Source organism: Caballeronia sp. GACF4, from assembly GCF_023631025.1.
Lineage (GTDB): Bacteria > Pseudomonadota > Gammaproteobacteria > Burkholderiales > Burkholderiaceae > Caballeronia.
Genome location: NZ_JALQDW010000003.1, coordinates 15,888 through 33,919, shown reverse-complemented (window position 1 = coordinate 33,919; position 18,032 = coordinate 15,888). Strand labels below are relative to the sequence as shown.

Genomic DNA, 18,032 nt, shown 5'->3' with positions numbered 1-18,032 from the left:
GCCATCAATTCTCTTCTTCGAGCCAGCACGTGCCATGTTGCGCCAGCATCGCGCTCGATGCCGCCGGTCCCCACGTGCCAGCCGCGTAAGGCTTTGGCTTGCTCATCGGCTGGGCCCACGCGTTCAGGATCGGTTCGACCCAGCGCCACGCCGCTTCCTGCTCGTCGCGCCGCACGAAGAGCGCGAGGCGACCGTGGATCACATCGAGCAAAAGACGCTGATACGCCTCCATCTGCCCTTCCTTGAAGAACTGATCGAACGCGAGGTCGAGGTGAACGCTCGCGAGATTCATGCCTTCGCCGGGCTGCTTGGCAAGGCAATATAGTCTGATGGTTTCGTTCGGCTGCAAGCGGATGACGAGACGGTTCGCGCCCGCGCGTAAGGCGTTCGCGCCGAGCGCCGAATGCGGCACCGCGCGAAAGTTGACGACGATTTCCGCGACGCGGTCCGCGAGCCGCTTGCCCGTGCGCAGGAAGAACGGCACGCCTGCCCAGCGCCAGTTCTCAATTTCAACTTTCAGCGCGACGAAGGTCTCCGTCGTGCTGTCCGGGCGCACACCCTTTTCCGTTGCATACGCCGGCACGGCAGCACCGCGTATCACGCCCGCGTGATACTGACCGCGCACCGCGACGCGGCTGATGTCGCGTTCATCCACGGGCTTGAGTGCGCGCAGCACACGCAGCTTTTCGTCGCGCACGGAGTCGGAATCCATCGAGTGCGGCGGTTCCATCGTCACGATGGAAAGCAGTTGCAGCAAGTGGTTCTGCACCATGTCGCGCAGCGCGCCGGTGTTGTCGTAGAAGTCGCCGCGCGCCTCCACGCCCAGTTCTTCCGCAATGGTGATCTGAATGCTTTCGACCCATTCGCGCCGCCACAGCGGCTCGAAGAGCGCATTGCCGAAGCGCAGCGCGAGCAGATTCTGCACCGGTTCCTTGCCGAGGTAGTGGTCGATCCGGTAGATCTGCTCTTCCTGGAAGATTTCGCCGACGGCGTCGTTGATTGCGTTCGACGACTCGAGGTCGTAGCCAAGCGGCTTTTCGAGCACGATGCGCGCGTTCTGGTTCAGGCCGACGTCCGCGAGCGCGCGGCAGATCGGCACGAACAGCGACGGTCCGGTGGCCAGATAAAACACGCGCGTGCCTTCGTACTGGGCCATGACATCGCGCAATACGACGAAGTCTTCCGCGCGCCCGAGGTCGAGCTGCACGTATTGAATGCGCTCGAGAAAACTGCGCCACGCGGCTTCGTCCAGACCGTTCTTCGATACATGCGGCTTCACGTGCTCTTCGACCCAGGCGAGATATTCGCCCGGTTCCTGCGCGCCGCGCGCCACCGCGACGATTCTGCCGGCGGGCGCAAGCATGTTCGCGCGATGCGCCTCGAAGAGCGCGGGGAGAATCTTGCGCATCGACAAGTCGCCGGTCCCGCCGAAGAGAACGAAAGTGAAATTCGAGTCGCTTTGCATGAGTCTCCAGGCCGGTCACTGATGTCGGTGAGGAAGCGCACGAAGGCGCCCGTAGTCCGATAAAATTTTTTTTGACACTGAATTGTAGTTTAACTACAATTCAAATCAAGAGGAAATGTCATCCGGGAAAAAAATGGCTTGTCAATCAGAAGATGAGTGTTTTCCCTAGGGCGTCTCTGAGCGCATGTTAACGGACTCCGCGCATCGCTGCTTTCAATGGCCCGAGCGCGTTTTGTCTGTCAGCAAAAATCAAAAGAGGAGACTGTCGTTGCGATTCAACCCACTCGTCTCTTGAGAGCCGTGCGGCCGTCAATCGGTACCGCCGGCTTTCGCGCGTCCTCGTTCACCGCTGCACGCGCGTTCTTCTGCGACACCGCCGATTCCCCGGTCATCCACGTTTTGCCCGTTTTTCCAACCGCGCTTCCTGGCGACATCAGGAGCCAATCGTTTCTTGTTAGGTGTCTGGAGGAGATAAACAATGAAAGTCCGTAAGCTCATGGGCGCGCTGTGCGCCGCAGGTCTTCTGTGCGGCGCGACGGCGTCGGCGGTTCAAGCTGCCGAAGCGGTTTCCGTGCTGCACTGGTGGACGTCGGGCGGCGAATCCAAGGCAGTCGGCGTGCTCAAGGACGACATGACGAAGCAGGGTTACACCTGGAAGGACTTCGCCGTCGCAGGCGGCGCGGGCGCTGCCGCGATGACCGCGCTCAAGACTCAGGTGATCTCGGGCAACGCGCCGTCGGCGGCACAGATCAAGGGTCCGTTGATCCAGGAATGGTCGGAGCAAGGCGTGCTCGTGCCGATCGATTCCATCGCCGGCGACTGGAAGAAGAACCTGCCGCCTGAAATCGACAAGATCATCCACGCAGACGGCCACTATGTCGCCGCGCCCTTCTCGGTGCACCGCGTGAACTGGCTCTACATCAACAAGGCTGCGCTGGACAAGGCGGGCGGCAAGGTGCCGACCACCTGGGCCGAGTTCTTCCAGGTCGCCGACAAGATGAAGGCCGCGGGCATCATGCCGATCGCCATGGGCGGTCAGCCGTGGCAAGACCTGACCTTGTGGGAAGACGTCGTGCTGTCGCAAGGCTCGGACTTCTACAAGAAGGCCATCGTCGATCTGGATCAGAAGACGCTGACCTCGGACAAGATGGTTCAGGTGTTCGACACCGTGCGCAAGATTCAGGGTTACTTCGATAACGGCCGCACCGGCCGCGACTGGAACCTCGCCACGGCCATGGTCATCAACGGCAAGGCGGGCATGCAGTTCATGGGCGACTGGGCGAAGGGCGAATTCGCCGGCGCCAACAAGAAGTCGGGTACGGACTACATCTGCGCCGCGGTGCCGGGCACGGAGAAGGCCTACACCTTCAACGTCGACTCGTTCGTGTTCTTCCAGCAGAAGGGCCAGAAGACCGCGACGCCGGGCCAGCTCGCGCTCGCGAAGACCATCATGACGCCGGAGTTCCAGGAACAGTTCAGCCTGAACAAGGGTTCCATTCCGGTTCGTCTCGGCGTGAACATGGACAAATTCGACGACTGCGCGAAGAAGTCGTACTCGGATGAACAAGCGGCGATCAAGGGTGGCGGCTACGTGCCGTCGCTGGCTCACGGCATGGCTCAGGGCGATGCCACCGCCGGCGCCATCACCGACGTCGTCACGAAGTTCATGAACTCGTCGCAAGACTCGAAGAGCGCGGTGCAAGCGCTTTCGAACGCAGCGAAGACGAAGTAAGCAAGCCGTAACGGCGGCCCGTGGCGCACCTGCGCGCGGGCCGCTTCAAGCATTCGAACGCGCTCAAACGCCATACGAAGCAAAGCCATTGGCTCACGCGCACAAACAAGCGTATCCAAACGCCGGCGCATTACCAGGAGTCGAGTTGTGACTGCCTCCCTAAGCGGTACCGCGGAAAAACGTCCGCATCAGCCTCGCCGCGCGTCCGCGACGGCGGCGCTTGCCGATCGATGGATTCCGAAGCTGGTGCTTGCTCCCAGCATCTTGATCGCGCTGATCTTCGTGTACGGGTTCATCCTCATCACGGGCTATCTGTCGCTCACGAATTCGCGGCTCATGCCGCGCTACGAGTTCTCCGGCCTCGACCGATACCGGCAACTCTTCGACAACGACGTCTGGTGGACGTCCGCCGCCAATCTCGGCTGGTTCGGCATTCCGTTCATCGCAATCTGCGTCGGACTCGGTCTCTTTCTGGCCATCCTGCTCGACCAGAGAATCCGCAACGAAGGCGCGCTGCGCGCGATCTTTCTCTATCCGATGGCGCTCTCGTTCATCGTGACGGGCACGGCGTGGCAGTGGATTCTCAACCCGAGCCTCGGCATCGAGAAAGTGCTGCACGACTGGGGCTGGACGAGCTTTTCGTTCGACTGGCTCGGCAATCCGGACAAGGCGATCTTTTGCGTCGTGATCGCGGCGGTGTGGCAGTCGAGCGGCTTCGTGATGGCGCTTTTCCTCGCCGGCCTGCGCGGCGTGGACAGCGAAATCTTCAAAGCTGCGCAGATGGACGGCGCGGGCTTGCCGACCATCTACCGCAAGATCGTGATTCCGAGCATGCGCCCGGTGTTCTTCTCCGTGCTGCTGATTCTCTGCCACATCACCATCAAGACGTTCGACCTGGTCGTCGCGTTGACGGCGGGCGGTCCTGGCACGTCGTCGTCGCTGCCCGCCATCTTCATGTACACGTTCTCGTTCAATCGCGGCCAGCTCGGCGTAGGCGCCGCTTCGTCGATGATGATGCTCGCCACCGTCGTCGCCGTGCTCGTGCCGCTCATGTATCTGGAATCGAGGAGCACCCGCAATGCAGCATAAGATGACGATCAGCCGCACCGTCATTTATGCGGTGCTGATTCTGTTTGCGCTTTACTTCCTGTTCCCGATCTACGTCATGCTCTCGACGTCCTTCAAGGACCTCGATCAGCTTCGTACCGGCAATCTGCTCACGCCGCCCACGCACTTCACCTTCGCGCCGTGGGTCAAGGCGTGGCAGGAAGCTTGTACCGGCGTGCGTTGTGACGGCATGCAGCCGTTCTTCATGAACTCGGTGCGCATGGTGATTCCGGCCGTGCTGCTCTCGTCGATCATCGGCGCGTTCAACGGCTACGTGCTCACGCACTGGCGTTTCCGTGGCGCGGATGCGTTCTTCACCATGCTGCTCGTGGGCTGCTTCATTCCGTTCCAGGCCATTCTTCTGCCGATGGCGCGGCTGCAAGGCATGCTCGGCCTCTCGAACACGACCTCGGGCCTCGTGCTCGTGCACGTGATCTACGGCATTGCGTTCACGACCATGTTCTTCCGCAACTTCTACGTCAGCATTCCGGCTGAACTGGTGAAGGCGGCGCGCATCGACGGCGCGGGTTTCTTCACCATCTTCACGAAGATCCTGCTGCCGGTGTCGTTGCCCATTTTCATGGTGTGCCTGATCTGGCAATTCACGCAGATCTGGAACGACTTCCTGTTCGGCATCGTGTTTTCGGGCGTCGATTCGATGCCGATCACGGTGGCGCTCAACAACCTCGTGAACACATCCACGGGCGTGAAGGAATACAACGTCGACATGGCGGGCGCGATCATCGCGGCATTGCCGACGATTCTCGTCTACATGATCGCGGGACGCTATTTCGTGCGCGGCCTGACAGCCGGCGCGGTGAAGGGTTGATCGCCATTTGCGCGATCCCTTTCCGGCCAAGACAAACATAGAGGATTCACATGGCAAGCCTTTCCATCCGTGACGTGTACAAGACCTACCCGAACGGGGTGCCGGTTCTCAAGGGCGTCAACATCGACATCGAGGACGGACAGTTCCTGATTCTCGTCGGCGGCTCGGGTTGCGGCAAATCGACCTTGCTCAACATGATCGCGGGTCTCGAAACCGTGACGCGCGGCGACATCATGATCGACGGCAAGACGGTCAACAATCTCTCGCCGAAGGACCGCGACATCGCGATGGTGTTCCAGTCCTACGCGCTCTACCCTTCCATGAGCGTGCGCGAGAACATCTCGTTCGGCCTCAATATCCGCAAGGTGCCGAAGGACGAGCAGAAGAAGATCGTCGACCGCGTGTCGGAGACGCTGCAGATCGGTCATCTGCTCGACCGCAAGCCCGGTCAGTTGTCGGGCGGTCAGCGTCAGCGCGTGGCAATGGGCCGTGCGCTCGCACGCGATCCCGTCATGTTCCTGTTCGACGAGCCGCTGTCCAACCTCGACGCGAAGCTGCGTATCGAGATGCGCTCGGAAATCAAGCTGCTGCATCAGCGTCTGGGCACGACCATCGTCTACGTCACGCACGATCAGATCGAAGCGATGACGCTTGGCGACCGTATCGCGGTGATGAAGGACGGCATCGTGCAGCAGTTCGGCGCGCCGCAGGAAATCTACGACTCGCCCTCGAACCTGTTCGTCGCGGGCTTTATCGGCGCTCCTCCGATGAACTTCATCACCGGCAAACTGGTGGAAGCGGGTTCGGGCGTCGGCCTGCAGATCGACACGGGCGTGACGAAGAAGGTGCTGAACCTGCCGTTCGAAGCGAGCCGTTTGCGCGGCAAGGTCGGCCAGGACGTGATTCTTGGGCTGCGCCCGGAGCGTATCACCGACGCGCGTAACGCCCACAACGCGGACGACGCGCGCATGCAGCCCATCGACGTGCTGGTGGACGTGATCGAGCCGACCGGTCCGGACACGCTGCTCTTCGCGCAAGTGAACGGCAAGCGTATCGTGGCGCGCGTGCACCCGGCGTCGAACCCGCAACCGGCTTCGAACATGACTTTGCTGTTCGATGTGTCGAAGGCTGTGTTGTTCGACCCGCAGACGGAAGACCGGCTGGCCTGAGTTTCAGGCTTCGTCTGCGTTCGTGGAGAGCCGCGCGACATGCGCGGCTTTTTTGTTTTTGCTGATTTTTCAGCCCGATTTCCATGGGCGATGCCAGAAGCAGGCACAATCGGCATATGAAAACCTCTCTGCACCGTACATGAGTCTGCTTTCGTCGCAACCCGCTCTCGCCTGGCCTTCGGGTCAGCAATCCGATCCGTTCATCGGCCTCGAATCGCTCGACGATCCCAAGGTGCAAATCTGGGTCGATGCCCAGAACCGCCGCACCGAAGCCGCATTCGGCAACACGCCCGAGGCGCGCGCCCTCGCCTCGCAGCTCGAAAAGTCCTACACCTCGAAGGACCGCATCGTCACATGCTCGCGCTATGGCGAGTGGGGCTACAACACGTGGCAGGACGAAGCGCATCCGCTTGGCATCGTGCGGCGCACGCCGTGGAGCGCGTGGCTCGCGGGCACGCCCGAGTGGCAGATCATCCTCGACGTCGATGCGCTCGATCTCAATACCGACGAAACCGACGACACGCGCTGGGCGCTCGCCGACTTCGACATGCTCTACCCGACTTACGACCGCGCGCTCGTCAGCTTGTCGCCCGGCGGCTCGGACGCGTGCATGGTCCGCGAGTTCGATATCGAAGCACGCAGCTTTATCGACGATGGCTTCGTGCTGCCGGATGTCGGCAAGCACGACATTTCGTGGATCGATCACGATACCTGCTACGTCGGCTGGGACGACAGCAAGCACAACAAGAAACCCGCGTTGACGACATCGGGTTTTCCGCGCCAGGCGCGTCGCTGGAAGCGCGGCACGCCGCTCGCGGATGCACCCGTGGTGTTCGAGGGCCAGCGTCGCGATGTCTCGGCGGGCGCGGATTACGATCCGCTCGAAAAGCTGCATCTCGCCTCGCGCGCGGTGACGTTCTACGACACACTGCACTTCTGGCTCGATGAAACCGCCAACGCGTGGCGTCAATACGATCTGCCGTCGCACGTCGAAGTCGAGCACTGGAACGGCTGGCTGTTCGTCACGCCGCGCGAAGCGTGGAAGACAGGCGGCGTGCGTCACGAAGGCGGGACCTTGCTCGTCATCCGCCGTGACGCGTTTCTCGAAGGCGCGCGCGATTTCACGGTGCTGTTCAAGCCGTCGGACAGGCGCGTGCTCGCGGGCATCGACTTCACAAAGCATTGGCTGATCGCAAGCCAAATGGACGACGGCACGCCGCGCGTCACGCTCCTCGCGCCGCCCGCCGATTACAAGACGGCGTGGAACGCGCGCGATTTCGCGCTGCCTGAAGCGAGCCAGTCTTACGTCGATTCCATCGACAGCGAACGGGACGACACGGTGCTCATTCACGTCGAGCATTTTCTGATGCCGCCGTCGCTCTACTTCGCGGATCTTGCGAGCGATGCGCCCTGGCAACTGCTCGCACGTTTGCCCGCGCAGTTCGACGCGAGCGGCATGTCGGCGGTGCGTCATCACGCGATCGCGAAAGATGGCGAGCGCATTCCGTACTGGCTGATCGGCCGTGGCGCGGATGTGTCGACCGATGCGCGGCCTTGCCTGCTCTACGGCTATGGCGGCTTCGAAGTCGCGCTCGATCCGCATTACGATTCGACCACTGGCATTGCGTGGCTCGCGCGCGGCGGGCTGTTGGCCATCGCGAACATTCGCGGCGGCGGCGAGTTCGGGCCGCAATGGCATCAGGCGGCGCTGCGCGAAAAGCGGCAAGTCTCGTTCGACGACTTCATCGCGGTGGCTAAAGCGCTGATCGCGAGCGGCGTGACCACGGCCAGGCAGCTCGGCATTCGCGGCGGCAGTAACGGCGGTTTGCTCACCGGCGCGTGCATGGTGCAGCGGCCCGAGCTTTTCGGCGCGGTGCTGTCGGAAGTGCCGCTGCTCGACATGGCGCGTTTTCATTTGCTGCTGCAAGGCGCATCGTGGATCGACGAATACGGCGACCCCGACGATGCCGACGACCTGCGTCATTTGCTGGCGTATTCGCCGTATCAGAACGTAAAGGCGGATGTCGATTATCCGGCGTCGTTGTTCACGTCATCGACGGCGGACGACCGCGTGCATCCCGGTCACGCGCGCAAGATGGCCGCGAAGATGCAGGCGCAAGGGCACGAAAACGTCTGGTATCAGGAAACCGGCGAAGGCGGACACGGCGCGGGCGTGGAGCCGGAAGCCGTGGCGCAGGCGGAAGCGGCGGCATTTACGTTCCTGGCGATGAAGCTTGGGCCGCTCGGGTGACAGGTCGAACCGTTGACGCGAGAACGAAGTCCGAAAACCTCGCCAGGCGGCGAGGTTTTTTAATCGCGCAATGCGCCTCAAACCTTGACCGGCGCGGCATGCGAACGAAGCACCAACGTACGCCCGAGAAAAGTCAGCACGCCGCAAACCCCGATTACGATGCCCATGCCATGCGGCGATACATCGTGGAACAACCCGACCGCAAGACTCGATAGCGCGCCGAGCGCAAGCTGCATCGCACCGAAGACAGCGGCGGCCGCGCCCGCGTTGCGCGGATAGCGGTGCATCAGTTCCGTCGTGCAGTTCGCCGCGAGCAGGCCAACCACGCCGACCACGAAGAACAGACACACGACGATCGACCACAGCCCGCCCCAACCCGTCAGCGAAACGAGCGCGACGGCGAGCGCCGCGATCACGCTGACGAAGGCCGCGCCGGAGATCATCTTCATCGCGCCGAGGCGGCCGACGAGCTTCGTATTCAACACGTTCCCGCCAATGATGCCGACGATATTCAGCCCGAACAGCAGCCCGTAATACTGCGGCTTCACATGGAAATAGTCGATGTAGACGAAGGGCGTCGCCGTGATGTACGCGAACATCGACGCGAACGCCATGCCGCCGCACATCATGTGGCCCCAGGTGACGGGGTCGCGCAACAAGTGCCCGTAAGCCGCGAACGAAGCGCCGAGCGCGGAGCCCGCGCGCTTTTCCTTCGGCCAGGTTTCGGGTACGCGCAGAAAAGCGGTGATGGAGCACGCCACGCCGAAGAGCGTGAGCGCGGCAAAGACCACGCGCCAGCCGCCCAACAGCAGCAATTGCCCGCCGATCAACGGGGCGAGCAGCGGACCAATGGACGTGACGATGGACAGCATCGACAGCACGCGGGCGGCATCGGCGGGCGCGTGGGCATCGCGGGCGATGGCGCGCGCGAGCACGGAAGCCGCGCCCGCACCGAGCGCCTGCAGGAAGCGCACGAAAACGAGGGCGTCGATGGACCACGCCACCGCGCACGCGACGCTCGCAAGCGCGTACAGCGCAATGCCGCCGAGCAACACCGGCCGGCGGCCATAGGCGTCGGAAAGCGGGCCATAGAGCAACATGCCGAACGAGAAGCCGAACATGAAACTCGTGAGCGTGCTTTGCGCGGCGGCAGGCGTCGTGCCGAACGCGGCGGCGAGCGACGGCAGACTCGGCAGATACATGTCGATCGACAAGGGACCGCAGGCGGCGAGCGCGCCGAGCAACAGAATCAGCCGGCCATCGGGCCGGCGGGCAGTGGTGTCAGGCATTGGACTCGGAAAAGACGAAGGTGCAGAGCGGATGCCGCGCGCGTGCTGCATCGGCGCCGGGCGAGGCCATTGTACGCGTCGATCCGCTAAGCTCCGGCTTTAAGCCATCCACTTATTCTCGTCAGACCCATGACCGCGTTTCTCCTGATCTGGAGCCCGAAGAAATGGCCGTGGCCCGAACTGCCCGACTGTGCGCGACGCGTGGCCGCAGGCGAAGCCGTCGCCGACGTCTGGGGCTGCGGCACCGCGCGCGGCCTCTTGCCGGGTGACCGCGTGTTCGTGCATCGCGTGACGCAGCAGCCGAAGGGCGTGTTCGCATCGGGCTACGTGACGCGCGCGCCCTACGAAGTGCCGGATGCGCACTCGAAGCGCGGATACCGTCTGTGCATCGATTTCGTGTACGACTGGCTCGTCGATGCGAACGAGCAAGTCGTCGTCACGCGCGACGAACTGCGCGCGCATCCGCTTTCCGTGCAGACGTGGGACGCGCAGAGTTCCGGCACGATCATCAAGCCGATGGCGGAAGGCGCGCTCGAAAAGCTGTGGACTGCGCGCACCGGGCGACGCGGGCGGCCGAACCCGCTCGAATATGACGACTCCGGTACAATTTGAAGCATGTTTTTCGCACCGGACCGCGCGTCGGCATCAACCGCGCGCCGCGCTCTTGCCGCTTTGAACGGAGCGTCGAGTCCCTTGCGTATTTCGCATCCACAACCGTGCAGGCCTCATCCATGTCCAAGAATCAAGCCCTCTTCGAACGCGCTCAGCAAACCATTCCCGGCGGCGTGAATTCGCCGGTGCGCGCGTTCCGCTCGGTCGGCGGCACGCCGCGCTTCATCGAGCGCGCGGAAGGCCCATACTTCTGGGACGCCGAGGGCAAGCGCTATATCGACTACATCGGCTCGTGGGGCCCGATGATTCTCGGCCACGTGCACCCCGAAGTGCTCGACGCCGTGCAGCGCGTGCTCGCCCACGGCTTCTCCTTCGGCGCGCCGACCGAGGCGGAGATCGAGATCGCCGAGGAAATCTGCAAGCTCGTGCCGTCGGTCGAACAGGTGCGCATGGTGTCGAGCGGCACCGAAGCGACCATGAGCGCGCTGCGTCTCGCGCGCGGCTTCACGGACCGCAGCCGCATCGTCAAGTTCGAGGGTTGCTATCACGGTCACGCGGACAGTTTGCTCGTGAAGGCGGGTTCGGGCCTGCTCACGTTCGGCAATCCGACTTCGGCGGGCGTGCCCGCGGATATCGCGAAGCACACCACCGTGCTCGAGTACAACAATGTCGAGCAACTGAACGAAGCCTTCGCGGCGTTCGGCGCGGAGATCGCCTCGGTGATCGTGGAGCCGGTCGCGGGCAACATGAATCTCGTGCGCGCGACGCCCGAGTTCCTGAACGCACTGCGCGCGCGTTGCGACGAGTACGGCTCGGTCCTGATTTTCGACGAAGTGATGTGCGGCTTTCGCGTCGCGCTCGGCGGCGCGCAGCAGGTCTATGGCATCAAGCCCGACCTGACCTGTCTCGGCAAGGTGATCGGCGGCGGCATGCCGGCCGCGGCCTTCGGCGGACGCCGGGACATCATGGCGCATCTCGCGCCGCTCGGCGGTGTGTATCAGGCAGGCACGCTGTCCGGCAATCCCATCGCGGTCGCGGCCGGGCTCAAGACCTTGCAGCTGATCCAGCGCCCCGGCTTCTACGACGACCTCGCGAAGCAGACGCGCAAGCTCGTCGATGGCCTGAGCGCCGCCGCGCGCGATGCCAAGGTGCCCTTCTCGGCCGACTCCATCGGCGGCATGTTCGGCCTTTACTTCGCCGAGCAGGTGCCGGTGAGCTTTGCCGAAGTCACGCAGGGCGACACGCGGCGCTTCAACACGTTCTTCCACGCCATGCTCGATGCCGGCGTGTACTTCGCGCCATCGGCATTCGAAGCCGGTTTCGTCTCCAGCGCGCACGACGACGCCGTGATCGACGCAACCCTCGAAGCGGCGCGCGGCGCATTCGCGTCGCTCGCGGCTTAAACCTCGGGCGCGGCGACCGCGATGTTTTCGCAAACCGACTTCACGCACATGGAGCGCGCGCTCGCGCTCGCCTCGCGCGGCATGTACACGACGACGCCCAATCCGCGCGTCGGCTGCGTGCTGGTCAAGAACGGCGAAGTAATCGGCACGGGCTTCACGCAGCCGGCCGGTCTGGATCACGCCGAAGTCCGCGCGCTCAAGGACGCGCGATCGCGCGGCAAGGACCCGCGTGGCGCAACCGCTTACGTCACGCTCGAACCGTGCAGCCATTTCGGGCGCACGCCGCCGTGCGCGCAGGCGCTCATCGACGCGCGCGTGGAAAAAGTGATCGCCGCGATGGAAGATCCGAACCCGACCGTCTCCGGGCGCGGTCTCGTGATGTTGCGCGATGCGGGCATCGACGTGCGCTGCGGTCTGCTCGCGCACGAGGCGCACGAGATGAACATCGGCTTCGTGTCGCGCATGACGCGGCGGCGGCCGTGGGTGCGCATGAAAGTGGCCGCGACGCTCGATGGCCGCACGGGTTTGCCCTCGGGCGAAAGCCAGTGGATCACGGGTGAGGACGCGCGTGCCGACGGCCACGCATGGCGCGCACGCGCCTGCGCCATCCTCACGGGCATAGGCACGGTGCGCGAGGACAACCCGCAACTGACCGTGCGCGCGGTCGAAACGCCGCGCCAGCCGCAGCGCGTTCTGATCGACAGCCGTCTGGACGTTCCGCTCGATGCACGCATGCTGGAAGGCCCGCCAGCGTGGATCTTCCATTCGGCCAACGCCGATCCCGCGCGCGTCGCGGCGTTGCGTGCGAAGGGCGCGGAGCTGATCGAACTGCCCAACGAACAGGGCAAGGTCGATCTGCCCGCCGTGCTCATCGCGCTTGCGGATCGCGGCATCAACGAATTGCACGTCGAAGCCGGGCACAAGCTCAATGGCTCGCTATTGCGCGAAGGCTGTGTCGATGAACTGCTGGTGTATCTCGCGCCAAGCCTTCTCGGCAGCGCGCCCGGCATGTTCGACTTCGCGCCGCCCGCCACGCTGGATGCGCGCGCGCATCTCAAGTTTCATCGTATAGACCGGCTCGGCGACGACTTGCGCATTCTTGCGCGTTTCGCCGAGGCAAATGTCACCACCGACGCGTGCTGATCCGCGTGGGTCCGGCCAAGTCAGCTCGTCAAGTTAAAGGAAGCAGTCGATGTTCACAGGAATTGTCAGCGCGGTAGGCCGTATCGACCAAGTCACGCCGCTTGGCGCGGAGCCGGAAGCGGGCGTGCGCCTGACGGTCACGGCAGGCGGGCTCGATCTCGCGGATGTCGAACTGGGCGACAGCATCGCCATTCAGGGCGCGTGCATGACGGTCATCGAAAAGACCGCGAATGCCTTCGATGTCGATGTCTCGCGCGAAAGCCTCAACAAGACGGTCGGACTCGGCCACGCGGGCGACGAAGTGAATCTGGAAAAGGCGTTGCGCGCGCATGACCGGCTGGGCGGTCACTTGGTTTCGGGCCATGTGGATGGCCTTGGCGAAGTGTCGCGCTTCGAACGCGTGGGCGAATCGCACGAATTGCGCGTCGTCGCGCCGAAGGAGATCGGCAAGTACCTGGCCTACAAGGGTTCGGTGACGGTAAATGGCGTGAGCCTCACGGTCAACTCGGTCAGCGACCGCGCCGATGGCTGCGAATTCTCCATCAACCTCATTCCGCATACCGTCGAAGTCACGACGCTCAAAGCGCTCAAGCCGGGCGTGAAGGTCAATTTGGAGATCGACCTGATCGCGCGCTATGTCGAGCGGATGATGAACGCGTCGTGATGCTTTCCGGTCTTGGCGCTTTGGCGCGGCGCGGCTCAGCGCTCGGGGCCCCAGATGTGATCGAAGTCGAAGGAGACTTCCTTGGTGTGGCGAATGGACGTGAGCAGCACCGTGTCGCCAATCAGAAGGTACAGAAGCACGTAGTCTTCGAACACGTGTTCGCGTAGTTCGGCGCGCTTCTTGGCTTCCTCGGTTTCTTCGATAAGTTCTTCGCAGGCCAGTATTGCCTGATAGGTATCGGGGTCGGTGTTGAGGAAGACTCGGCCAATTGCCGGAAAGCGCTCGAGCAGAGGCTTTGCCTTTGTCTCCAGCGCTTCGAACATTCGCTCGAAGCTCTCAGGCAGGTCCAAACGAATCCAGTAGCGTTCGATATCCGCGATTCGAGTCTTGAATTTGCTCGAGATGCGGACCGTCGCACGCCTGCGTCCATCATTTGGCATCGGCATTGCTCCCTTGCTGCGCTTTTCTTTCGCGTTCCTCGCGCTCCGCGCGCAAGCGCGCCCGAGTGCGTGCGAAATACTCGCCCGCATCCTCCGTCGGCTCCCCTGCCTTCCACGCCGCGATCGCTTCCTTGGCGTCTTCCAGCAACAGCAAATGAATCCGCGCCCGCTCCGCGCGATAGTAGTGCTCCAGCTTCTCCGTGCTGATCAACGCGACGCTTGCTTCGCCGTTCTTCGTGATGATCTTGTCCGTGCCCTTCTGCACTTCGTCGATGAGCTCCGACAAATTCGCACGCGCCTGCGAAAGGGAGATGACGTCTTTGGGGGTAAAAGCCATTTTAGGCTCCGTGCTATTTAACGTACTCAACATGGTACAGAATTCACACTCGCAAAGGATAAGGAATTCGTATCATCTCAGGCCGCATGAGGCCGCGCCAGTCGTCCAGAAGGAATAGGAAAAATCGCCTGTGCAGGCGACGCCGCGATTTCACCGACTGTCCATCATCGGTGGCGTAAAATACGCCCTTTCCCAATCCGGACCCCTTCGGGACGCCATCATGCCGATCGCCACCACTCCAGAGATCATCGCTGAACTGAAAGCCGGGCGGATGGTGATCCTCGTCGACGAGGAAGACCGCGAAAACGAAGGCGACCTCCTCGTCGCAGCCGATTTCGTCACGCCAGAAGCGATCAATTTCATGGCGAAGCACGGTCGCGGCCTGATCTGCCTGACGCTCACGCAAGAGCGCTGCAAGCAACTGAATCTGCCGCTCATGACCCACCGCAACGGCACGCAGTACGGCACCGCGTTCACGGTCAGCATCGAGGCGGCCGAAGGCGTGACCACCGGCATTTCGGCTTCCGACCGCGCGCGCACGGTCGCGGCGGCGGTCGCGCACGACGCGCGCGCCGAGCACATCGTGCAGCCGGGCCACGTGTTCCCGATCATGGCGCAGCCAGGCGGCGTGCTCGTGCGTGCCGGCCACACGGAAGCCGGCTGCGATCTCACCGCGCTAGCGGGCCTCACGCCCGCATCCGTCATCTGCGAAATCATCAAGGACGACGGCGAGATGGCGCGGCTGCCCGACCTCATGGAATTCGCGGATCAGCACGGGCTCAAGATCGGCACCATCGCCGACCTGATCCACTACCGCAGCCGGACGGAATCCATCATCGAAAAGGTCGGCGAGCGCATCATGCAGACCGCTCACGGTTCGTTTCGCGCGGTGCTCTATCGCGACGAGCCGACGCGTTCGCCGCATATCGCGCTCGTGCGCGGCACGCCCTCGCCCGACCGCGAAACGCCGGTGCGCGTGCACGAGCCGCTTTCGGTGCTCGACTTGCTCGAGATCGATTCTTCCACGCATTCATGGACCATCGACGCGGCCATGAAGGAAATCGCCGCGCGCGATCTCGGCGCCATCGTCATGCTCAATTGCGGCGACACCAAGGAACAACTCGTGGACGTGTTCCGCGCGTTCGACGAGAAGGACAAGGCGCTCGAACTGAAGCGCCGTCCCATCGACTTCAAGACTTATGGCATCGGCGCGCAGATCTTGCGCGACCTGGGCGTCGGCAAGATGCAGGTGCTCGCGAATCCGCGCAAGCTCGGCAGCATGTCGGGCTACGGGCTCGAAGTGACCGGCTTCATCGCCATGCCCGGCTGCCCCGCGACCGCCGCGCCCGCGGACACGCCGGTCTCGCATCTGCGCTCTGCCTGAACGCATCAACTCATTCCAAACCAACGGAACTCATTCATGGAAATCGGACAATACCAGCCGAATCTCGACGGTGACGGTCTGCGCATCGGCATCGTGCAGTCGCGCTTCAACGAACCCGTGTGCAATGGCCTTGCCGATGCGTGCATCGAAGAGCTGGAACGCCTCGGCGTGATCGGCGAAGACGTGCTGCTCGTCACCGTGCCGGGCGCGCTCGAAATTCCGCTGGCGCTGCAAAAACTCGCGGAATCCGGCCAGTTCGACGCGCTGATCGCGCTCGGCGCCGTGGTGCGCGGCGAGACGTATCACTTCGAACTGGTTTCGAACGAAAGCGGCTCGGGCATTTCGCGCATTGCGCTCGACTTCGGCGTGCCGGTGGCGAACGCCGTGCTGACGACCGAAAACGACGAACAAGCCGTCGCGCGCATGACGGAAAAAGGCCGCGATGCGGCACGCGTGGCAGTTGAAATGGCGAATCTTTCCGTCGCGCTGGAACAGCTCGGCGGCGACGACGAAGAAGACGAAGACGAGGACCGCGCATGAAGAGCGCTCGACGCCGCTCGCGTGAACTCGCGACGCAAGGGCTTTATCAATGGCTGCTGTCGGGTGCGCCCGGCGGCGAGATCGACGCGCAGTTGCGCAATGCGCAGGGCTTCGACAAGGCCGACCATGAGCATCTGGATGCCATTCTGCACGGCGTGATCAAGGAAGCCGACGTGCTCTCCGAGCAGTTGCAGCCGTGTCTCGACCGGCCGATCGAGCAACTGTCGCCGGTGGAGCGCGCGGTTCTGCTGGTCGCCGCGTTCGAATTCAAGCATCACCTGGACATTCCGTATCGCGTGGTGATTAACGAGGCGGTCGAGCTGACCAAGACGTTCGGCGGTTCGGATGGCTACAAGTACGTGAACGGCGTGCTCGACAAGCTCGCGGTCGCCTTGCGTCCGACCGAGGCGCAGGCGCGCAGATGAACACCGCCACCGAGCCGCTGGTGCGGCTTGCGTCACGGGTCGACGCGATCGAGCCGTTCTACGTGATGGAGTTGATGAAGGACGCGCAGGCGCTGGAACGCGCGGGGCGCGACATCATCCATATGGGTATCGGCGAGCCGGATTTCACGGCGCCCGAACCGGTCACGCGCGCCGCCGCGGATGCCTTGCAGCGCGGCGTCACGCAATACACGAATGCGCTCGGCGTGACCGCGCTGCGCGAGGCGATCTCTCAGCACTATCGCGATGCGTTCGGCCTCACGGTCGACCCGCAGCGCATCGTGGTGACGGCGGGTGCATCGGCGGCGCTGTTGCTCGCGTGCATGACGCTCGTCGATCACGGCGACGAAGTGCTGATGCCCGACCCGTGCTATCCGTGCAACCGGCATTTCGTGTCGGCGGCGGACGGCAAGCCCGTGCTGATCCCAAGCGGTCCGGCCGAGCGCTTTCAGTTGACGGCGGCTCACGTCGAGGAATACTGGCGGCCGCAAACGCGCGGCGTATTGCTGGCGTCGCCGTCGAACCCGACGGGCACGTCCATCGCGCCGGATGAACTGAAGCGCATCGTGAATGCGGTGCGTGCGCGCGGCGGCTTCACGATCGTCGACGAGATCTATCAGGGCTTGAGTTACGACGCGAAGCCCATCTCGGCGCTCTCCTTCGGCGACGATGTCGTCACCGTAAACAGCTTTTCGAAATATTTCAGCATGACCGGCTGGCGGCTCGGCTGGCTGGTCGTGCCGCACGCAATGGTTCCGGCAGTCGAGAAGCTCTCGCAGAACCTTTTCATCTGCGCATCGGCGCTGGCGCAGCACGCGGCGCTCGCCTGCTTCGAGCCGGAGACAATCGCGATCTACGAAGCGCGCCGCCTCGAATTCAAGCGCCGGCGCGATTACATCGTGCCGGCGTTGCGTTCGCTGGGCTTTGGCGTGCCGGTCACGCCCGACGGCGCCTTCTACGTCTATGCGGACACGATGAGCGTCGCGCACCCCGCAGCCGGCCACAGTGGCACGCTTACGCAATCGATGCTTCACGATGCAGGCGTCGTGCTCGTACCAGGCGCCGATTTCGGCTTTCATGCGCCCGAGCGCTATATCCGGGTTTCATACGCGACGGCGCACGCAAAGCTGGAGGAAGCGGCTCACCGCCTGGGCTCGCTTTTCAGCCGATAAATTTGCAGCGAAGAAAAGCAAAAGGGCACCCGAGGGTGCCCTTTTTTACGAC

17 protein-coding genes are annotated in these 18,032 nt (G+C 63.2%); 13 read left to right on the top strand and 4 right to left on the bottom strand.

The window, feature by feature from the left end:
• Positions 1–4: 4 nt before the first annotated feature.
• Entirely contained in the window at positions 5–1,465 is a 1,461-nt protein-coding gene (gene zwf / locus NCR40_RS03795) for a glucose-6-phosphate dehydrogenase (protein WP_250508763.1), read from the bottom strand.
• A gap of 478 nt (positions 1,466–1,943) precedes the next feature.
• Between zwf and NCR40_RS03790 the strand changes: the two genes are divergently transcribed.
• The 5 genes from NCR40_RS03790 to NCR40_RS03770 all read left to right on the top strand — a co-directional run bounded on the left by NCR40_RS03790 (position 1,944) and on the right by NCR40_RS03770 (position 8,553).
• Positions 1,944–3,197 (top strand): ABC transporter substrate-binding protein, encoded by a 1,254-nt coding sequence (locus NCR40_RS03790; protein ID WP_250463964.1) that lies wholly within the window; start codon positions 1,944–1,946, stop codon positions 3,195–3,197.
• A 147-nt stretch (positions 3,198–3,344) separates the two neighbouring features.
• Complete coding sequence (locus NCR40_RS03785; protein WP_370652092.1) at positions 3,345–4,286, top strand: carbohydrate ABC transporter permease; 942 nt, start codon at positions 3,345–3,347, stop codon at positions 4,284–4,286.
• The gene (locus NCR40_RS03780) at positions 4,276–5,133 is read left to right on the top strand and encodes a carbohydrate ABC transporter permease (protein ID WP_250508762.1); all 858 of its coding nucleotides are present in this window, start codon (positions 4,276–4,278) and stop codon (positions 5,131–5,133) included. Before NCR40_RS03785 ends, NCR40_RS03780 begins: the two co-directional genes overlap by 11 nt.
• Positions 5,134–5,183: 50 nt before the next feature.
• Positions 5,184–6,302: an ABC transporter ATP-binding protein gene (locus tag NCR40_RS03775; RefSeq protein ID WP_244827430.1), complete on the top strand. Its 1,119-nt coding sequence runs from the start codon at positions 5,184–5,186 to the stop codon at positions 6,300–6,302.
• 139 nt (positions 6,303–6,441) lie between these two features.
• On the top strand, positions 6,442–8,553 hold the full coding sequence (locus NCR40_RS03770) for a prolyl oligopeptidase family serine peptidase (RefSeq protein WP_250508761.1): 2,112 nt from the start codon (positions 6,442–6,444) through the stop codon (positions 8,551–8,553).
• Between the two features lie 77 nt (positions 8,554–8,630).
• On the opposite strand, the gene NCR40_RS03765 is transcribed toward NCR40_RS03770, so the two are convergent.
• Complete coding sequence (locus NCR40_RS03765) at positions 8,631–9,842, bottom strand: Bcr/CflA family multidrug efflux MFS transporter (protein ID WP_250463959.1); 1,212 nt, start codon at positions 9,840–9,842, stop codon at positions 8,631–8,633.
• A 129-nt stretch (positions 9,843–9,971) separates the two neighbouring features.
• Here NCR40_RS03765 and NCR40_RS03760 point away from each other — a divergent pair, with 129 nt between their 5' ends.
• The 4 genes from NCR40_RS03760 (at position 9,972) to NCR40_RS03745 (ending at position 13,664) form a co-directional block, all read left to right on the top strand.
• Positions 9,972–10,454 carry a hypothetical protein gene (locus NCR40_RS03760; RefSeq protein WP_244827427.1) on the top strand — a complete coding sequence of 161 codons (483 nt, stop codon included), beginning with the start codon at positions 9,972–9,974 and terminating at the stop codon, positions 10,452–10,454.
• A 119-nt stretch (positions 10,455–10,573) separates the two neighbouring features.
• Positions 10,574–11,857: a glutamate-1-semialdehyde 2,1-aminomutase gene (gene hemL, locus NCR40_RS03755; protein WP_250508760.1), complete on the top strand. Its 1,284-nt coding sequence runs from the start codon at positions 10,574–10,576 to the stop codon at positions 11,855–11,857.
• Between the two features lie 21 nt (positions 11,858–11,878).
• A complete protein-coding gene (gene ribD, locus NCR40_RS03750) occupies positions 11,879–13,000 on the top strand; it encodes a bifunctional diaminohydroxyphosphoribosylaminopyrimidine deaminase/5-amino-6-(5-phosphoribosylamino)uracil reductase RibD (protein ID WP_244827425.1) in 1,122 nt (373 codons plus the stop codon).
• A gap of 49 nt (positions 13,001–13,049) precedes the next feature.
• Positions 13,050–13,664 carry a riboflavin synthase gene (locus tag NCR40_RS03745; protein WP_244827424.1) on the top strand — a complete coding sequence of 205 codons (615 nt, stop codon included), beginning with the start codon at positions 13,050–13,052 and terminating at the stop codon, positions 13,662–13,664.
• 35 nt (positions 13,665–13,699) lie between these two features.
• On the opposite strand, the gene NCR40_RS03740 is transcribed toward NCR40_RS03745, so the two are convergent.
• Positions 13,700–14,104, bottom strand: a complete 405-nt coding sequence (locus tag NCR40_RS03740; RefSeq protein WP_250492032.1) for a hypothetical protein — start codon at positions 14,102–14,104, stop codon at positions 13,700–13,702.
• Positions 14,094–14,441: a type II toxin-antitoxin system Phd/YefM family antitoxin gene (locus NCR40_RS03735; protein ID WP_250508759.1), complete on the bottom strand. Its 348-nt coding sequence runs from the start codon at positions 14,439–14,441 to the stop codon at positions 14,094–14,096. The genes NCR40_RS03740 and NCR40_RS03735 overlap by 11 nt, the downstream gene beginning before the upstream one ends.
• A gap of 220 nt (positions 14,442–14,661) precedes the next feature.
• Here NCR40_RS03735 and ribBA point away from each other — a divergent pair, with 220 nt between their 5' ends.
• From ribBA to NCR40_RS03715, 4 genes are read left to right on the top strand one after another with little or no spacing between them, the layout of a single operon-like run.
• A complete protein-coding gene (gene ribBA / locus NCR40_RS03730) occupies positions 14,662–15,825 on the top strand; it encodes a bifunctional 3,4-dihydroxy-2-butanone-4-phosphate synthase/GTP cyclohydrolase II (protein WP_244827421.1) in 1,164 nt (387 codons plus the stop codon).
• A gap of 36 nt (positions 15,826–15,861) precedes the next feature.
• A complete protein-coding gene (gene ribH / locus NCR40_RS03725) occupies positions 15,862–16,365 on the top strand; it encodes a 6,7-dimethyl-8-ribityllumazine synthase (protein ID WP_244827420.1) in 504 nt (167 codons plus the stop codon).
• On the top strand, positions 16,362–16,790 hold the full coding sequence (gene nusB / locus NCR40_RS03720; RefSeq protein ID WP_244827419.1) for a transcription antitermination factor NusB: 429 nt from the start codon (positions 16,362–16,364) through the stop codon (positions 16,788–16,790). Before ribH ends, nusB begins: the two co-directional genes overlap by 4 nt.
• On the top strand, positions 16,787–17,980 hold the full coding sequence (locus NCR40_RS03715) for a pyridoxal phosphate-dependent aminotransferase (RefSeq protein ID WP_250508758.1): 1,194 nt from the start codon (positions 16,787–16,789) through the stop codon (positions 17,978–17,980). Before nusB ends, NCR40_RS03715 begins: the two co-directional genes overlap by 4 nt.
• Positions 17,981–18,032: the final 52 nt, after the last annotated feature.

What these genes read in the sequence shown, in the direction of transcription:
- zwf (WP_250508763.1), bottom strand. Translation starts at nt 1,465, where the DNA reads ATGCAAAGCGACTCGAATTTCACTTTCGTTCTCTTCGGCGGGACCGGC.
- NCR40_RS03790 (WP_250463964.1), top strand. Translation starts at nt 1,944, where the DNA reads ATGAAAGTCCGTAAGCTCATGGGCGCGCTGTGCGCCGCAGGTCTTCTG.
- NCR40_RS03780 (WP_250508762.1), top strand. Translation starts at nt 4,276, where the DNA reads ATGCAGCATAAGATGACGATCAGCCGCACCGTCATTTATGCGGTGCTG.
- NCR40_RS03775 (WP_244827430.1), top strand. Translation starts at nt 5,184, where the DNA reads ATGGCAAGCCTTTCCATCCGTGACGTGTACAAGACCTACCCGAACGGG.
- NCR40_RS03770 (WP_250508761.1), top strand. Translation starts at nt 6,442, where the DNA reads ATGAGTCTGCTTTCGTCGCAACCCGCTCTCGCCTGGCCTTCGGGTCAG.
- NCR40_RS03765 (WP_250463959.1), bottom strand. Translation starts at nt 9,842, where the DNA reads ATGCCTGACACCACTGCCCGCCGGCCCGATGGCCGGCTGATTCTGTTG.
- NCR40_RS03760 (WP_244827427.1), top strand. Translation starts at nt 9,972, where the DNA reads ATGACCGCGTTTCTCCTGATCTGGAGCCCGAAGAAATGGCCGTGGCCC.
- hemL (WP_250508760.1), top strand. Translation starts at nt 10,574, where the DNA reads ATGTCCAAGAATCAAGCCCTCTTCGAACGCGCTCAGCAAACCATTCCC.
- ribD (WP_244827425.1), top strand. Translation starts at nt 11,879, where the DNA reads ATGTTTTCGCAAACCGACTTCACGCACATGGAGCGCGCGCTCGCGCTC.
- NCR40_RS03745 (WP_244827424.1), top strand. Translation starts at nt 13,050, where the DNA reads ATGTTCACAGGAATTGTCAGCGCGGTAGGCCGTATCGACCAAGTCACG.
- NCR40_RS03740 (WP_250492032.1), bottom strand. Translation starts at nt 14,104, where the DNA reads ATGCCAAATGATGGACGCAGGCGTGCGACGGTCCGCATCTCGAGCAAA.
- NCR40_RS03735 (WP_250508759.1), bottom strand. Translation starts at nt 14,441, where the DNA reads ATGGCTTTTACCCCCAAAGACGTCATCTCCCTTTCGCAGGCGCGTGCG.
- ribBA (WP_244827421.1), top strand. Translation starts at nt 14,662, where the DNA reads ATGCCGATCGCCACCACTCCAGAGATCATCGCTGAACTGAAAGCCGGG.
- ribH (WP_244827420.1), top strand. Translation starts at nt 15,862, where the DNA reads ATGGAAATCGGACAATACCAGCCGAATCTCGACGGTGACGGTCTGCGC.
- nusB (WP_244827419.1), top strand. Translation starts at nt 16,362, where the DNA reads ATGAAGAGCGCTCGACGCCGCTCGCGTGAACTCGCGACGCAAGGGCTT.
- NCR40_RS03715 (WP_250508758.1), top strand. Translation starts at nt 16,787, where the DNA reads ATGAACACCGCCACCGAGCCGCTGGTGCGGCTTGCGTCACGGGTCGAC.